Source organism: Brevibacillus sp. 1238, assembly GCF_029892995.1.
GTDB classification, from domain to species: domain Bacteria; phylum Bacillota; class Bacilli; order Brevibacillales; family Brevibacillaceae; genus Brevibacillus; species Brevibacillus parabrevis.
In genome coordinates this window covers 409,974-424,048 of sequence record NZ_JARXWC010000004.1, presented here as the reverse complement: position 1 = coordinate 424,048, position 14,075 = coordinate 409,974, and the positions used below count along the sequence as shown (strand labels likewise).

Annotated in this window: 15 protein-coding genes; 7 read left to right on the top strand and 8 right to left on the bottom strand. The window is 53.4% G+C overall.

Annotated features, from left to right (window positions below; all coding sequences use genetic code 11):
- The first annotated feature begins 61 nt into the window (after positions 1-61).
- The 6 genes from M2298_RS12990 (at position 62) to purU (ending at position 7,316) form a co-directional block, all read left to right on the top strand.
- Positions 62-2,260 carry a DNA topoisomerase III gene (locus M2298_RS12990; protein WP_122964344.1) on the top strand — a complete coding sequence of 733 codons (2,199 nt, stop codon included), beginning with the start codon at positions 62-64 and terminating at the stop codon, positions 2,258-2,260.
- A gap of 276 nt (positions 2,261-2,536) precedes the next feature.
- Positions 2,537-3,727, top strand: coding sequence for an HlyD family secretion protein (locus tag M2298_RS12985; RefSeq protein WP_122964345.1), 1,191 nt, complete (start codon positions 2,537-2,539; stop codon positions 3,725-3,727).
- Positions 3,724-4,482, top strand: a complete 759-nt coding sequence (locus tag M2298_RS12980; protein WP_173596665.1) for an ABC transporter ATP-binding protein — start codon at positions 3,724-3,726, stop codon at positions 4,480-4,482. Before M2298_RS12985 ends, M2298_RS12980 begins: the two co-directional genes overlap by 4 nt.
- Positions 4,479-5,618 (top strand): ABC transporter permease, encoded by a 1,140-nt coding sequence (locus tag M2298_RS12975; RefSeq protein ID WP_122964347.1) that lies wholly within the window; start codon positions 4,479-4,481, stop codon positions 5,616-5,618. Before M2298_RS12980 ends, M2298_RS12975 begins: the two co-directional genes overlap by 4 nt.
- A 17-nt stretch (positions 5,619-5,635) precedes the next feature.
- Complete coding sequence (locus tag M2298_RS12970; protein ID WP_173596666.1) at positions 5,636-6,307, top strand: TetR/AcrR family transcriptional regulator; 672 nt, start codon at positions 5,636-5,638, stop codon at positions 6,305-6,307.
- A 112-nt stretch (positions 6,308-6,419) separates the two neighbouring features.
- The gene (gene purU, locus M2298_RS12965; protein WP_122964349.1) at positions 6,420-7,316 is read left to right on the top strand and encodes a formyltetrahydrofolate deformylase; all 897 of its coding nucleotides are present in this window, start codon (positions 6,420-6,422) and stop codon (positions 7,314-7,316) included.
- A 149-nt stretch (positions 7,317-7,465) separates the two neighbouring features.
- Here the strand turns inward: purU and M2298_RS12960 are convergent, their stop codons facing one another.
- The 6 genes from M2298_RS12960 to M2298_RS12935 all read right to left on the bottom strand — a co-directional run bounded on the left by M2298_RS12960 (position 7,466) and on the right by M2298_RS12935 (position 11,183).
- Complete coding sequence (locus M2298_RS12960) at positions 7,466-7,780, bottom strand: DMT family transporter (RefSeq protein WP_122964350.1); 315 nt, start codon at positions 7,778-7,780, stop codon at positions 7,466-7,468.
- A complete protein-coding gene (locus tag M2298_RS12955) occupies positions 7,780-8,118 on the bottom strand; it encodes a DMT family transporter (RefSeq protein ID WP_063230881.1) in 339 nt (112 codons plus the stop codon). Before M2298_RS12955 ends, M2298_RS12960 begins: the two co-directional genes overlap by 1 nt.
- Before the next feature lie 61 nt (positions 8,119-8,179).
- Positions 8,180-8,749: a TetR/AcrR family transcriptional regulator gene (locus tag M2298_RS12950; protein ID WP_122964351.1), complete on the bottom strand. Its 570-nt coding sequence runs from the start codon at positions 8,747-8,749 to the stop codon at positions 8,180-8,182.
- 214 nt (positions 8,750-8,963) lie between these two features.
- Entirely contained in the window at positions 8,964-9,524 is a 561-nt protein-coding gene (locus M2298_RS12945) for a hypothetical protein (RefSeq protein ID WP_254456824.1), read from the bottom strand.
- A complete protein-coding gene (locus tag M2298_RS12940; protein WP_173596668.1) occupies positions 9,524-10,147 on the bottom strand; it encodes a hypothetical protein in 624 nt (207 codons plus the stop codon). Before M2298_RS12940 ends, M2298_RS12945 begins: the two co-directional genes overlap by 1 nt.
- A 124-nt stretch (positions 10,148-10,271) precedes the next feature.
- Positions 10,272-11,183, bottom strand: a complete 912-nt coding sequence (locus M2298_RS12935; protein WP_280648596.1) for a LysR family transcriptional regulator — start codon at positions 11,181-11,183, stop codon at positions 10,272-10,274.
- A gap of 125 nt (positions 11,184-11,308) precedes the next feature.
- Here M2298_RS12935 and M2298_RS12930 point away from each other — a divergent pair, with 125 nt between their 5' ends.
- Positions 11,309-12,529 (top strand): MFS transporter, encoded by a 1,221-nt coding sequence (locus M2298_RS12930; protein ID WP_217022198.1) that lies wholly within the window; start codon positions 11,309-11,311, stop codon positions 12,527-12,529.
- Here the strand turns inward: M2298_RS12930 and M2298_RS12925 are convergent.
- On the bottom strand, positions 12,492-13,187 hold the full coding sequence (locus M2298_RS12925; RefSeq protein WP_122964356.1) for an alpha/beta hydrolase: 696 nt from the start codon (positions 13,185-13,187) through the stop codon (positions 12,492-12,494). The two genes, M2298_RS12930 and M2298_RS12925, sit on opposite strands and share 38 nt — an antisense overlap.
- Positions 13,188-13,377: 190 nt before the next feature.
- A complete protein-coding gene (locus M2298_RS12920; protein ID WP_063230888.1) occupies positions 13,378-14,034 on the bottom strand; it encodes a CoA transferase subunit B in 657 nt (218 codons plus the stop codon).
- Positions 14,035-14,075: the final 41 nt, after the last annotated feature.

The window sequence follows — 14,075 nt, the reverse complement described above, 5'->3', positions numbered from 1 at the left end:
CTCCCGCGCCGGTTTTTTGTTTAGAATGGAAAGATAGCGACTGATTGAAAGGGTGTCACAGATGAGCAAAACACTTGTGCTGGCGGAAAAGCCGTCCGTCGGGCGAGATATCGCGAAAGTATTGCAATGCCAGAAAAAAGGGAACGGTTTTCTGGAAGGTGATAAATATATTGTGACGTGGGCGTTGGGGCATCTGGTGACGCTGGCCGATCCGGAGGTTTACGGGCAGCAGTTCAGCTCCTGGCGCATCGAGGATTTGCCGATCATGCCGTCGCCTTTGAAGCTTGTCGTCATCAGAGAGAGCAACAAGCAGTTCCAGACTGTGAAGCAGCAAATGCGGCGCAGCGACGTCTCGCAAATCGTCATTGCAACCGATGCCGGGCGCGAAGGCGAGCTTGTCGCCCGCTGGATCATCGAGATGGCCCATGTGCAAAAGCCGATCAAGCGTCTGTGGATTTCTTCCGTGACCGACAAGGCGATTCGCGATGGGTTTCGCAATCTGAAGGACGGCAAGCAGTATGAAAATCTGTACGCCTCCGCAGCCGCTCGCGCAGAAGCGGACTGGCTCGTCGGCATCAATGCGACCCGCGCCTTGACAACCAAGCACAATGCCCAGCTGTCGTGCGGCCGCGTTCAGACGCCTACGCTTGCGATCGTGGCTTCCCGAGAGGAAGAAATTCGCCGCTTTACGCCCAAGCCTTTTTACGGCCTGAGAGCTGTAACAGACCAGGCGATCTCGCTCCAATGGCAAGATCAGAAGACGAAAGACATCAAAACGTTTTCCAAAGAGAAGGCAGACCAGCTGCTCGCCTCCTTGAAGCAGGAAAAAAGCGCGGAAGTAAGCGAAGTCACCCGCGCACACAAAAAGACGTACGCTCCACAGTTGTACGATTTGACTGAACTGCAAAGGGACGCCAACCGGATGTTCGGCTATTCGCCAAAAGAGACGCTGTCCATCATGCAGAGCCTTTATGAGCATCATAAAGCCGTCACTTATCCGCGCACCGACTCCCGCTATCTCTCGGCAGATATCGTAGAGACGCTGCCAGACAGAGTCAAGGCGGTGCAGATGAAGCCGTACGCGCCACTCGCAGCCAGAATTTTGCGGTCGCCGATCAAAGCGGCGAAGTCGTTTGTCGATGACAGCAAAGTATCTGACCACCATGCGATCATCCCGACAGAGCAAGCGGTGTTTCTCGGGGATTTGAGCGACAAGGAGCGCAAAATTTTCGACCTGGTCGTCAAGCGCTTCCTTGCCGTGCTTTTGCCGCCGTTTGAATACGAACAAACCACGATCCAGGCAAAAATCGGCGGAGAGTGGTTTGTCGCCAAAGGCAAAACGGTGCTGGCCCAAGGCTGGAAAGAAGCGTACGACCACGATGTGGCAGACGAAGAAGGTCAGGATGAACTGAAAGAGCAATGGCTGCCCAAGATAGAAAAAGGCGATCGCTTTCAGATTCAAAATGTGGCGCAAACAAAAGGCGAGACGAAGCCGCCGGAGCCGTTCACAGAGGCAAGCCTGCTGTCCGCGATGGAAAATCCGGCCAAATACATGGCAAACGAGAGCAAAGAGCTGATCAAGACGATCGGAGAAACGGGCGGGCTTGGTACGGTCGCCACGCGCGCAGATATTATCGAAAAGCTGTTTAACAGCTTCCTGTTGGAAAAGCGGGGCAAGCATGTGTTTGTGACGGCGAAAGCCAAGCAGCTACTGGAGCTTGTTCCCGACGAGATGCAATCGCCTACTTTGACCGCCCAGTGGGAGCAAAAGCTTGCCGCAATCGCCAAAGGCAGCTTGAACAAGCGAGCGTTTATCGAGGAAATGCGAACGTACGCCAAAGAAGTGGTGCAGGAAATCAAAAACAGCGACAAAGCCTTCCGCCACGACAACCTGACGAGAAGCAAATGCCCGGAGTGCAGCAAGCTTTTGCTGGAAGTCAACGGAAAGCGCGGCAAAATGCTCGTCTGCCAGGACAGGGAGTGCGGCTATCGCAAAAACATTTCCAAGCAGACAAACGCGAGATGCCCGAAATGCCACAAGCGGCTGGAGATGCGCGGCGAGGGAGAAGGGCAAATGTTTGTATGCGCGTGCGGGCACAAAGAGAAGCTGTCTACTTTCAAGGATCGCCGGGACAAGGAAAAGGGCAGCAAGCTGTCCAAAAAGGAAGTGGCCAACTACTTGAAAAAGCAGGAGCATACCGACGACGATGGCATCAACTCTGCGCTGAAAGACGCTTTGTCCAAATTCAAGTTCGAGTAATCGCAGCACAACTCGCAAACGCCCAGGTCGCATTCATGGACCGGGGCGTTTTTTCTTTGAGTAGCGAAAAAAAGCGATTGCATGTCGGGCGGAAGGGGCATATACTCAGAGTATAAAAGTGAGTAATCACTCGCTTTTGTGTTTTGCAAAATGATAACCAGCCATCATGGATAAACGAATCCCCCATGAACATGCAAAAGCAAGCGAAAACGCGCTCTTTTTTTACACATCAGCAAAAGTGAGCGCTCACTATTATACGAAACGAGGAGATGTTGCATGAAGCGTATTTTGCGCACGGTTTGGATCGGCAGTCTGGCTCTTGCCTTGTCTGGTTGCGGGCTGTTCGGCGAAAAGCAGCCGTCTTTGTCCGGAACGATTGAAGCAGACGAATGGCCTGTCGTGGCAGAAGTAGGCGGGACGGTGACGAGGGTGATCGCCGAGGAAGGAAGCACGGTGAAAAAAGGCGAAGTGCTGGCGGAAATCGATCAGCGCAGCTACCAGATCAGCGTCGCAGAAGCGAAAGCAGCATTGGAACAGGCGAAAGCCAAACTGGAGGAAGCGAAGGCAGGCTCCCGCGACCAGACGATTCAGAAGGGAGTGGCAGCCGTCCAGCAAGCGAACGCCAACATCCGCTTGGCACAGGCCAGAAGCAGTCAGGCCGAAGCGGGGATTGCCAGAGCGAGACAGCAGTTGGCGCAGGTCGAGGCGCAGCGCGAGGGAGCGGAGGAGACACTGCATTTTCAGCAAAAACGGCTTCAGGAAGTGACGGCTCTGTACGAAAAAGGCGCGATCTCGCAAAAAGACCTGGACATGCAAAAAGAAGCGGTGAACCAGGCGACGACGCAGCTGAACCAGTGGACGGCCCAGGTGGCGCAAGTCAAAGCGGCGTACAGCTCGGCAGAGGAGGAGGCAGCTGCGGCGGCAGCCCAGATCGGCACAGCCAAGGCGCAGGAGCAAGGGGCGCAGGCAGAGCTTGATTTGGCCCGGGAAGGCAGCACGGTCTATACGATCCGCGCTTTGCTTGCCGCGCAGGAGCAGGCTCAGGCCAGGCTCGACCAGGCGATGCTGCAACTGGACAAGACCCGGGTAGTCGCAGCAGAGGACGGCGTGTTGTTGCGGTCCTCCGTCGAGCAGGGCGAAGTGGCGAAAACCGGAGCTACGCTGTTTACGATGATGAAGGCCGATCAGCTCAAACTCGTCGTCTACATCCCGGAAGCGCAGTTGAATCGCGTGCAAAAAGGGCAGGAAGTCGGCATACAGGTGGACGCGTATCCGAACGAAACGTTTAAAGGGACGATCAGCCGGATTTCGGAAAAGGCGGAATTTACCCCGAAAAATGTGCAGACGCAAGATGAGCGGACGAAGCTCGTTTTTGCGGTGACGATTGACGTGGCAAAAGGGCAGGAGAAAATCAAGCCGGGGATGCCAGCAGATGTGCTGTTGCCAGAAGGAGAGAACGCCCAATGAACGTCGCCATTGAGTGCCAGCAACTGACAAAGCGTTTCGGAGAGCGCATCGCCGTCAACCAGCTGACTTTGACAGTGCCAAAAGGTTCGATCTACGGCTTCCTCGGCCCGAACGGCTCGGGCAAGTCGACGACGATTCGCATGCTGTGCGGGCTGATGACGCCCACGACTGGCAGCGGCACGGTGCTTGGCTACGACGTGATGACACAGAGCGAGGAGATCAAGCAGCGAATCGGCTACATGTCGCAAAAGTTCAGCCTGTATGAAGATTTGACAGTGGAAGAAAATCTCGATTTTTACGCGGGCGTGTATCAGCTTGGCGCAGCAGAGCGCAAGCAGCGAAAAGCCGAGCTGATCGAGATGGCTGGTTTGACAGGACGCGAGAAGCAGCTGGCAGGCTCGTTGTCCGGCGGCTGGAAGCAGCGTCTTGCCTTGTCCTGCGCTTTGCTGCACAAGCCGGAGCTGTTGATTTTGGATGAGCCGACCGCGGGAGTCGATCCGGTGTCCCGGCGCATTTTTTGGGACGTCATTCACGAGCTGGCGAAGCAAGGAATTACTGTGCTCGTGACCACGCACTACATGGATGAGGCCCAGACGTGCGACTGGATCGGCTTCATTTTCTTTGGCAATTTGCTTGCCGAAGGAACTCCCGGGGAATTGATTGAGCGCATGGAAGCGAACAATCTGGAGGACGTGTTTATCGAGCTGGTACGGCGGGAGGAAGCGAGGCAGGCAGCAGAGGGGGGAGCGCGATGAAGCGGTTCGTCTGGGAGCGCTACTGGTCCGTCGTCAAAAAAGAAGTGATCCAGATCAAGCGCGATCGGCCCAGTCTGGCGATTGCCCTGGTCATGCCGCTAATGCTGCTGTTTTTGTTCGGCTACGCCGTCAATACAGACGTGAGCGACATCAAGATGGCAGTTTGGAACCAAAGTCCTTCTGCGGCAAGCCGGGAGTTGGTCGAGCAGTTTGTCCACACGGAAATTTTTCAGGCAACAGCCAGTGTCAGCGGGTACCGCGAGCTGGAAGCGATGCTCGACGAAGGCACGGTGGACGTAGGCTTGGTGATCGGGCCGGACTACACGCGCAAAAAAGATCGGGGCGAGCCAGCCCACATCCAGCTGCTCATTAACGGCTCTGATCCGAATATCGCGCGCACCGCCATGTCCAACGCCCAACTGATCGTGCAGCATCAGGCGATCGCGCTCCAGGAAAAAAATCTGCAAAAACAAGGGCTGGGCGAGCTGCAACTGCCGCTTGAGCTGGATACACGGGTGCTGTTCAACCCGAATATGGAAAGCATCGTCTTCAACATCCCGGGCTTGATCGGGCTGATTATGCAAAATGTCACGATGATCTTGACCGCCTTTTCACTCGTGCGCGAAAAAGAACGGGGAACGATGGAGCAGCTCGTGGTGACGCCGATTCGTCCGTTGGAGCTGATGCTGGGCAAAATTACGCCGTACGTCGGTGTCGGCCTGTTTTCCTTTTGCCTCGTGCTCCTGGTCGGAACAGCCTGGTTCGGAGTGCCTGTCAAAGGCAGCATCGGCCTGTTGGTCGCCTTGTCAGTCCTGTTTCTCGTGACGACGCTGCTCCTCGGGATTTTTATCTCTACGGTAGCGAAGACACAGCTGCAAGCGATGCAGATGGCTTTCGCACTCATTCTGCCCAGCGTGCTTTTGTCCGGCTTCATGTTCCCGCGCGATTCGATGCCTGTCGTGATACAATGGTTGGGCGGGCTGGTCCCGTTGACTTATTTTCTGGAAATTCTGCGCGGAATCTTTTTGAAAGGCGTGGGCGCCGAGGCGCTCTGGAAAGACATCGTCGGGATGGGAGCATTCAGTCTGCTGATTTTGGCTGTCGCCATCGGAAGGTTCCGCAAGAAGATTGAATAGAGGAGCGTACGTGACGTATGAACAAGCCGCCATCGTTTGAAGAGGGCCTGTTGCAATATGTGGAGGAGCTGAAGGACGAGAGCGAGATGACGGAGAAGCAGCGCAATATTTTGCGAGCCTCTGTCAAGCTGTTTGCGGAAAAAGGATTTCACGCCAGCTCAACCGCGGAGATCGCCAAAGAGGCAGGAGTGGCCGAAGGAACGATTTTCCGTCATTACAAATCGAAAAAAGACATCTTGCTTGCGGTTGTCGCCCCTGTTCTGGTGAAGTTCGCGGCACCGTTCATCTTGAAGGACTTGCGCGAGATTTTCCGGGAGCAGGCGCAAAAGCCGTTCGGAGAAATCGTGGCGGAGCTGTACCGCAATCGCTTGAATCTGGTCGGTGCCAACGAGAAGCACATCCGCATCTTGCTGCAGGAGGCGTTTTTCCATCCGGAGATTCGGGAAGCGCTGATCGCAACCGTATTTGAAGACGCAAAAGCAATGGTGCAAAAGCTGATCGAAGCCAAAATCGACGCGGGCGAGCTGCGTCCACTGCCGAGCCAGGCTGTGTTTCGGGTCGTGCTGTCTTCCTTGATCGGAATGGTGCTGTTCCGCCAGGTGCTGGACAAGGAAGATTACGCCCATTATAGCGATGAAGAACAGATCGCTTTGACCGTAGATATTTTGTTGAACGGAATTGGCAAATGAGATTTTATCGATAAGGGAACGTTTTCTCTCTAATTGGCTGTAACAGAAAGGCCGCAAAGTGGTATAATTGCAAACAACTTTTTGCTGTTTGCTTTTGGAGGAGAGAGAAACCATGCATTTGTTATCAGAGAGAGACTGGCTCGCGTATCGGGAAAAAAACAAAGACCGTGCGCGCATGCTCATTTCCTGCCCGGACCGCGCGGGAATCGTGGCGGCTGTATCGAACTTTTTGTTTCAGCAAGGCGCGAATATCGTTCAGTCTGACCAGTACACGACAGACCCGGAAACAGGCCGCTTTTTCATGCGGATCGAATTTGATCTGATCAACCTGGAGGAGCGCTTTGAAGCGATCAAGGCCGAGTTCAGTCAGGTAGCGGAAAGCTTCAGCATGGACTGGTCGCTGGTGGAAGCGAACAAGCGCAAAAAAGTCGCCCTGTTTGTTTCCAAGGAAGATCACTGTTTGCTGGAACTGCTCTGGCGCTGGAAGTCCGGCGAGCTGCACGCAGACATTTCGGTGGTTGTCAGCAATCACCCGGACATGCAGGAGACGGTGGAGTCTTTTGGCATCCCGTACCGCTGCATCCCGGTGACGAAGGACAACAAGCCGCAGGCTGAGCAAGAACAGCTGGAGGCGGCAGAGGGCGTCGATCTGATCGTTCTGGCCCGCTATATGCAGATCTTGTCCCCGCGTTTTCTCACAGACTACGCGATGCGGATCATCAACATCCATCATTCGTTCCTCCCGGCCTTCGTGGGAGCGAAGCCGTACGAGCAGGCGTACCGCCGCGGCGTGAAGCTGATCGGGGCGACGGCGCATTACGTCACCGAGGAGCTGGATGCGGGGCCGATTATCGAGCAGGACGTGCAACGCGTATCGCACCAGGAGGATGTGGAAGCGTTGAAGCAGCTCGGACGCCAGGTAGAGCGCACCGTATTGGCGCGGGCTGTCCGCTGGCATCTGGAAGATCGCGTACTGGTTTACGGCAACAAGACGATCGTTTTCCCGTAACAGGTTGAAGCGATTAGGCGTTCAGCAGGATCAACAGGAAAAAGCTTCCCCAGGCAGGGAAGCTTTTTTGTTTGGCGCGTTAAAGGCGATGTCCAAAGGGGGAAGAAGTCTCGCTTCGACGACCGTTTCTTTTAGGCTTAGGACTTAGGTCAGGACACAAGCTTCAAGCCAGTCACGCCGACGATAATCAGGAGCAAACTGGCGATACGGGCCACGCTTCGCGATTCGCCGAAGAAAATCATATTGAGCAAAACAGCGCCCGCCGTACCGATCCCGATCCAGACGGCATAGGCCACGCTCAGTTGCAGGTAGTTGAACGCCTGGTACAGAAAAGCGAAGGACAGGGCGAACCCGCCTGCAAACAAAGCGGTATGGAGCGCGTTCTTCTTTTGACTGAACAGCTTCAAGCCTACCACTCCGACGATTTCACAACTAGCAGCGAGAAAGACAAACAGCCAACCCATTATTGATGCACCTCTTTTTCTCCTCGATTGTCAGCCAGCTTCAAGCCGATGACTCCCAGCACGAGCAGCGCGATGAAGAGCAGTTTCAGCACGTTCATGCTGCCGCCGAACAAAAAGAAGTCCATGAGCACGGTTCCGACAGAGCCAGCGCCTGCAAAGATCGCGTATACGGTACCTGTCGGCAAGCCTTCACACGACTTGGTCAAAAAGTAGAAGTCGACAATAATCACGGCCACCAGCAGTGCCCACTGCCACAAAAACTGGGCGGTACTGAAGCCGTACACCCAGACCATTTCCAGCAAACACGTCATCATCACATACATCCAGTATTTTCTCATCTTTTATACACCTCGAAAAATGAATGATATTCAGTCATTTCCCCTCAAAAGAAAACATACTTTACGGACGCAAAGCATGTTCCAGGAGGGTCAGCAATTCAGCTTTTTGTTTGGCTTCGTTATCAGCGTCATATCCTGCGTACAGGTAGACTTGCTCGGCCGCAGACTCGATCAGTCCGATCAGCAGCTTCGCGGCAAGAGCCGGATTCAGTGTGTCGCGGACAAGCTTGCGCTTTTTGTCCGCTTCCAGCATGGAAGCCACCAGATCGTACAGGGGAGTGTAGATCGTCTCCCACTGGCTGATGTGTTCCGTCGTAGACAGGCCCGCGTAAATTAGGACGGAAACGTCGCGGTATTCAGCGGTAACCTGGAAAATGGCATCTACGAGTTGGCTCAGCTGCTCTTGCAAGGGAGCTTCGGGAGCAATCGCCGCCTCGATCTTTTTCATGAATTGCACGACCATCTGCTCGGCGATGGCAGGCATGACAGACAGTTTGGAAGGGAAGTAAAGATAAAACGTTCCATGCGCGATGCCCGCTTTTTGGGCAATGTCGGCGATCTTGGTTTTTTCGATGCCTTTTTCCTTGAACGCTTCGATGGACGCTTGAATGATCTTTTCCTTTTTATCCATGAGTCCGACTCTCCAATCGAAAATGACTGATTATCATTCATTTTAGCGGAAGGCGGTTGAGAAGTCAATTGGTGGTGAGAAAAGCATGATGGCTATCATCGTTCGTCACTCAGCGGTTTATGCCAGTTCATCACGAAAAAGACTGATTCCTAGGCAGTGACCTGCTTTGGGAGCAGTCTATTAAACAAGGGGATAGATGCGGTTGCTTTCACTGCTATTCGATAATAGTTGCAATATCCAGACCGATAAAAGTGGAAACAGCAAGTTTTTCTTCATTTAACACTTGTAACACGTAGTTTTGGGGAGAAAGAAGTGCTTGTTCCTCTTCCGCCGATAGGGATTCTTTTAACTTGATTTGTTGTGAAATCGTATATGTCTTCTGTGTTCTATTTAACTCTATAGTTAATACAGAAGGGGATTCCACTAACAATTTCGCGATTGTTTTTTCTCCTGGCATATCTCCATAAGTGAAATAGTAAGGCTCTTCCGTATTTAGCATTTTGTCAATCAAATAATCAGAGATATGAATGGTCATTTCTAAAGTGGCCGTTCCATCTTGTTTAGTAATGCCAAGTACAGAGTTTTTTAGATTTTGTCCATTTATTTCCTGATGGTAATCCGTGACTGATCGGAAGTGTTTCTTCTCTACCGAAGCTTCGTTGATTTTTTCTGCAGAATCAGAAGAGGAGGACATTTCACAGCCACTCATGAGAAGGGAAATTACAAGAAATAAACTGGATACCATTATGGAAAAAGTAATTTTGGGTGCAAACATTAGAGATCTCTTTGACTCTTGTCAGAGTACTCCATATACGAATATTTGGTATCTACGTAAGATTTTTTCTTCGCGTTTTTTCCAGAATATGTAACAAGATTTCCGACAGATCTAACAGCCTTTGAACCGTATTCGATTACAGTGATCGATTTAGGCGCAATATTCCAATTCATAGTGGTTGTTTCAGTAGTATCGGTTCCAAATGACACCTCAGCAGTGACCCCGGCTTTTCCCTCTATCAAGCCCCAGTTCACTTTAGCTTCATACGTTGCGCTACCCTTAAAGGTCAGAAAAGTTTTTCTTGAAACACTTCTACTCAGGCTATCTGGCAAAGTTCCTCTGTTGATAAGCTCGAACGTCGTTCCTTTCACTCTGTATGTTTCGTTTCGATCCACTTCATATACAGTTTCATCAGGAATAGCCCTTGGGCTTATACGGTCTTCTTTTGGGGGAAGAGGTTGAAAATCGTACTCAACAGGAGTATTCCAGGTTATTTCTTTGATTTCCAGGTTTCTGATTTTATCGTACGTAATCGTTGGCGCTTCTGCCAAAGCAGAGCCTCCACCAGAAACCAATAAACTACTAACTAAAATTGAAAAAGCAGCAAGCTTTCTTGAAAGCATAATATCACCCTTCCAAAAAAATGTAAATTTAATCCGTTTATTCAAACTAACATTTGAAAATATTAAAGTCAATTCACATTCTTAAAATTTCTGCTTTTTGCTTGCCACGGCACTTTTCTGCTGGTTATTTTTGCTTTGCAAATGAATTGTTTTTGCCAACAAGCATCTCCAAAAACCGCTCCACCACAGGACGATGGCTGCTTTCCCCTGCACGCGTGCAGATGTAGACCGGGCGCTTGATCTCGACGCCGGGCACGGTTACGCGCCCGATTTCGTTGCGCTCGACCATTTCCTCGACAGCAAGCGCCGGGGCCAGCATCGTTCCGTACCCTGCACGTACAGATTGGATCGACTCGATCAGTCCGTGGTATTGCAGCCCGACCCGCGGGCGTCTGACGCCGTACTCGCGGCAGAGGGAGAACAGCCATTCGCGCGTGGAACTGCCTTGTTCGCGGAGCAAAAAAGGTTCCTGGACGAGCTGCTCGATGCTGATTTCTTTGCCTGCCAACGGATGGGCTGCGGGGAGGATGAACCAGTAGAGCACATCTGTCATGTGGACGCGATCGATGGGCAGATCATCCTCCCACGCTTCTTTGATGACGATGGCGAGGTCGACCTGGCAGCTCAGCAGCAGCTCAATCGATTGCAGCGAATTGCGGGTGCGGATTTCCACGTCGACATGCTCGTAGTGCTGTTTAAATTCAGCCAGCCACTTCGGGACGAGGTAGTTCGAGGGCAAGTAGGTGGAAGCGATGCGCAGCTTGCCTTTTTCGCCCTGTCTGATCTCGGCCAGCTGGGATTCGATTTCCCGTTCCCAGTCGTAGATGCGGCGCGCTTTTTCAAACAGAAACCGCCCTTCATCGGTGAGCGAAATTCCCCGCCCGTCGGGAGCGAGCAGCGATAAGCCCAACTCGTTCTCCAGTTTGCGGATTTGGGCGCTTACGGCAGGCTGGCTGATCGCGAGCGCTTCTGCCGCGGCAGTGACACTTTGGCGTGAGGCGACTTCGACAAAAATGCGCAAGGCATGCAGGTTCATTTGGCTGCTCGCTCCTTCATTCATAATCATTACTTATGAATCGTGTATGAATATGTATTAGATCGGATGAATGATTCCTTGTATGGTAAGCGATAGAAGGCAAGGAGTAAAGGAGCAAACAAAAGATGAGAGAAATCAGCGGGAGAACGCAAGTCATCGCTGTGGCTTTGATCACAGCGCTTTGCATGCTGGGGGATTCCATGCTGTACGTGGTTTTGCCGCTCTATTGGAAGGAGGCCGGGCTGGACTCGCTGTGGGAAGTAGGCGTGCTGTTGTCGATCAACCGCTTGATCCGTGTTCCGCTCGGCCCGCTGGTCGGAAAATGGTACGAACGGACAGGCGGGCGTGCCGGGCTGGTGGTGGCGGTCATTTTGGCTTTTGTGACGACTTTGTCGTACGGCTTTCAAGGCTTTTGGCTGTGGCTGGCGATGCGTTCCTTGTGGGGTGTCGCCTGGACGTTTTTGCGGCTGGGAGCTTACTCGTTGATTGTGACGGTGGCGGAAAGACATAACCGCGGACAACTGATGGGGTTGTACAACGGCTTGTATCGTCTGGGCAGCCTTGGCGGGATGCTCGCCGGAGCGCTGTTCGCCACCTGGTATGGCCTGTTGCCTGCTGCGCTCGTGCTCGCCTGCTGTTCGCTTGTTGCCCTTGTGCTCGTCTTCCTGTTTATTCGCCCGAGCTTCACCAACCGGACGGCGGTAGATGTGGAGGAGACAGAGGCGTCACCGTCACGAAGTTTGTGGCGGCAGGCAAGCATACAAAAGACCATGCTGACCGCGCTTTTGGTCACCATGGTGTATCAAGGGATGTTTGCCTCGACATTGAGCAGGCTCATCGAGCAGCGAACACCGCTGCTTGTGCTTGGGGGCTTGGTGCTGGGAGCCGCTGTTCTTTCCAGTCTGGCCCAAGGCGTTCGCTGGTGCTGGGAACCGTGGGCAGCCCCGGTAGTCGGCAGGCTGGCGGACCGATACGGCCGGAGAAAAATGTTCGTCGCGACCCTTTTGACAGGCTCGCTCCTGTTTGCCTGCATTCAGGGCGGTCTGCCTCTGGAGGCGTGGCTCGCGGTTTTGCTCGGCATCCAGTTGACGGCGACGATCATCACGACCGTAATGGATACGCTGGCGGCCGACGAAGCAGCCGGACAGACAAACAGCACGGCCGTGATGACCTGCTACTCCGTCATTACCGATCTCGGAGCTGCTTTGGGTCCGCTGATTGCGTTTTGGCTGGATGAGCACGCGGGCCTGCCCGTCATGTACCTCGGACTCTCGATTGCGCTCTTCCTGATCGCGCTGTCTTGGAGCGTCAGACGAGGGCAGGGGAGTCAGGGAAGCGTTCCTTGAGCGTCGCGAGCACATCGTGAATCGCCGCTTCCTTGTCCGGGCCGTGCAAAAGCATGTGATTCGAATGCTCGTACCAGGTGATTTGCGGCGAAGCGGATTGGTCCACGCTGGTTGCGAGCAGTTGCGCGCTGACGGCGTGGACCGTATCGTCGCGCATCGCTTGCAACAAGTAATACGGCGTCTTCACCTGGCGCAAAAGCGGCTTTGTTTCGGACAACAGTCGGCGAAACTGGAGCATGCTGCTGACCGGGATGCGGCCGATGCTTCTTATGTAGCGGCGCGAATGGGTGGGGAAGTCTTCGCGCAAATAGTGCAAGGCTTCTTTTACATCCCAGTATTTATATGGTGTGTTGATGGTGATTAACAGCTCGACAGGGTAGCGGGTCGTCAGATGAAAAGCGAGCAGGCCGCCCATGGAAAAGCCGATGATGACGATCGTCTCGGCGCGCATGGACAGGCGCTTGTAGCCTTCTTCGGCAGAGCGAAGCCAGTCGTTGCGCGTGCTCCGTGCCATTTGGCGGCGAGTCGTCCCGTGTCCTTCCAGAGTAGGGCATTCCACCTGGTAGCCAGCCTCGCGCAGCACTTTGGCGAGCGGCAAAATGTCGTTGATGTCTCCTGCGAATCCGTGGATGAGAAGACAACCGACTGTTCCTGACATCTTGATCTCTTCCTCTCAAATGTTGGGAATTTGGTTTTGTGTACGTATTATATACCGAATGAGGGAAGGAAGCGACTGCGCGGGTGCAGCTCTCAAAGAAAAGACCCCGTCACCTGTGCGGTAGCCGGGGCCGAGGGTATGGCGATGATGCATCTGCGCTTCATTTTCCGGCGCAGGAGAGCAGACAAGATTACAGACCGATCGTTTTCAGCTCAGGCGAGATGATCAGCTTCGGTTCGGTGCATGCCTGGATGTCTTCCGCGGTGTAGCCTTCCGCGACTTCGACCAGAACGAGTCCATCCGGTGTGACATCGAGGACGGCTCTGTCCGTGATGATGCGGTTGATCACTTTTTTGCCTGTAAGCGGGAGCGCGCATTGGTTCAAAATTTTCGTCTCGCCATGCTTGTTGACATGGTCCATGATGACGACGATTTTTTTCGCCCCATGCACCAGATCCATGGCTCCGCCCATGCCCTTGACCATTTTGCCCGGAATCATCCAGTTTGCCAGGTCACCCTCGGCGGAAACTTCCATCGCTCCCAAAATGGCGAGGTCGATGTGGCCGCCGCGGATCATCGCAAAAGATTCCGCGCTGGAAAAGTAAGCAGCGCCCGGTATCGCCGTAACGGTTTCTTTTCCGGCATTGATCAGATCAGGATCAAGTTCGTCTTCGGTCGGATAAGGCCCGATGCCGAGCAACCCGTTTTCCGATTGCAGGACGACAGTTTTTCCTTCCGGGATGTAGTTGGCAACCAGTGTAGGCATCCCGATTCCCAAGTTTACGTAAAAGCCATCCTCGATTTCTTGTGCAGCACGAGTGGCGATTTGCTCACGAGTAAGCGACATAATGGTTTCCTCCCTAAAAATGAGCTTGTATGTGATCCGAT

What these genes read in the sequence shown, in the direction of transcription:
- M2298_RS12990 (WP_122964344.1), top strand. Translation starts at nt 62, where the DNA reads ATGAGCAAAACACTTGTGCTGGCGGAAAAGCCGTCCGTCGGGCGAGAT.
- M2298_RS12985 (WP_122964345.1), top strand. Translation starts at nt 2,537, where the DNA reads ATGAAGCGTATTTTGCGCACGGTTTGGATCGGCAGTCTGGCTCTTGCC.
- M2298_RS12980 (WP_173596665.1), top strand. Translation starts at nt 3,724, where the DNA reads ATGAACGTCGCCATTGAGTGCCAGCAACTGACAAAGCGTTTCGGAGAG.
- M2298_RS12975 (WP_122964347.1), top strand. Translation starts at nt 4,479, where the DNA reads ATGAAGCGGTTCGTCTGGGAGCGCTACTGGTCCGTCGTCAAAAAAGAA.
- M2298_RS12970 (WP_173596666.1), top strand. Translation starts at nt 5,636, where the DNA reads ATGAACAAGCCGCCATCGTTTGAAGAGGGCCTGTTGCAATATGTGGAG.
- purU (WP_122964349.1), top strand. Translation starts at nt 6,420, where the DNA reads ATGCATTTGTTATCAGAGAGAGACTGGCTCGCGTATCGGGAAAAAAAC.
- M2298_RS12960 (WP_122964350.1), bottom strand. Translation starts at nt 7,780, where the DNA reads ATGGGTTGGCTGTTTGTCTTTCTCGCTGCTAGTTGTGAAATCGTCGGA.
- M2298_RS12955 (WP_063230881.1), bottom strand. Translation starts at nt 8,118, where the DNA reads ATGAGAAAATACTGGATGTATGTGATGATGACGTGTTTGCTGGAAATG.
- M2298_RS12950 (WP_122964351.1), bottom strand. Translation starts at nt 8,749, where the DNA reads ATGGATAAAAAGGAAAAGATCATTCAAGCGTCCATCGAAGCGTTCAAG.
- M2298_RS12945 (WP_254456824.1), bottom strand. Translation starts at nt 9,524, where the DNA reads ATGTTTGCACCCAAAATTACTTTTTCCATAATGGTATCCAGTTTATTT.
- M2298_RS12940 (WP_173596668.1), bottom strand. Translation starts at nt 10,147, where the DNA reads ATGCTTTCAAGAAAGCTTGCTGCTTTTTCAATTTTAGTTAGTAGTTTA.
- M2298_RS12935 (WP_280648596.1), bottom strand. Translation starts at nt 11,183, where the DNA reads ATGAACCTGCATGCCTTGCGCATTTTTGTCGAAGTCGCCTCACGCCAA.
- M2298_RS12930 (WP_217022198.1), top strand. Translation starts at nt 11,309, where the DNA reads ATGAGAGAAATCAGCGGGAGAACGCAAGTCATCGCTGTGGCTTTGATC.
- M2298_RS12925 (WP_122964356.1), bottom strand. Translation starts at nt 13,187, where the DNA reads ATGTCAGGAACAGTCGGTTGTCTTCTCATCCACGGATTCGCAGGAGAC.
- M2298_RS12920 (WP_063230888.1), bottom strand. Translation starts at nt 14,034, where the DNA reads ATGTCGCTTACTCGTGAGCAAATCGCCACTCGTGCTGCACAAGAAATC.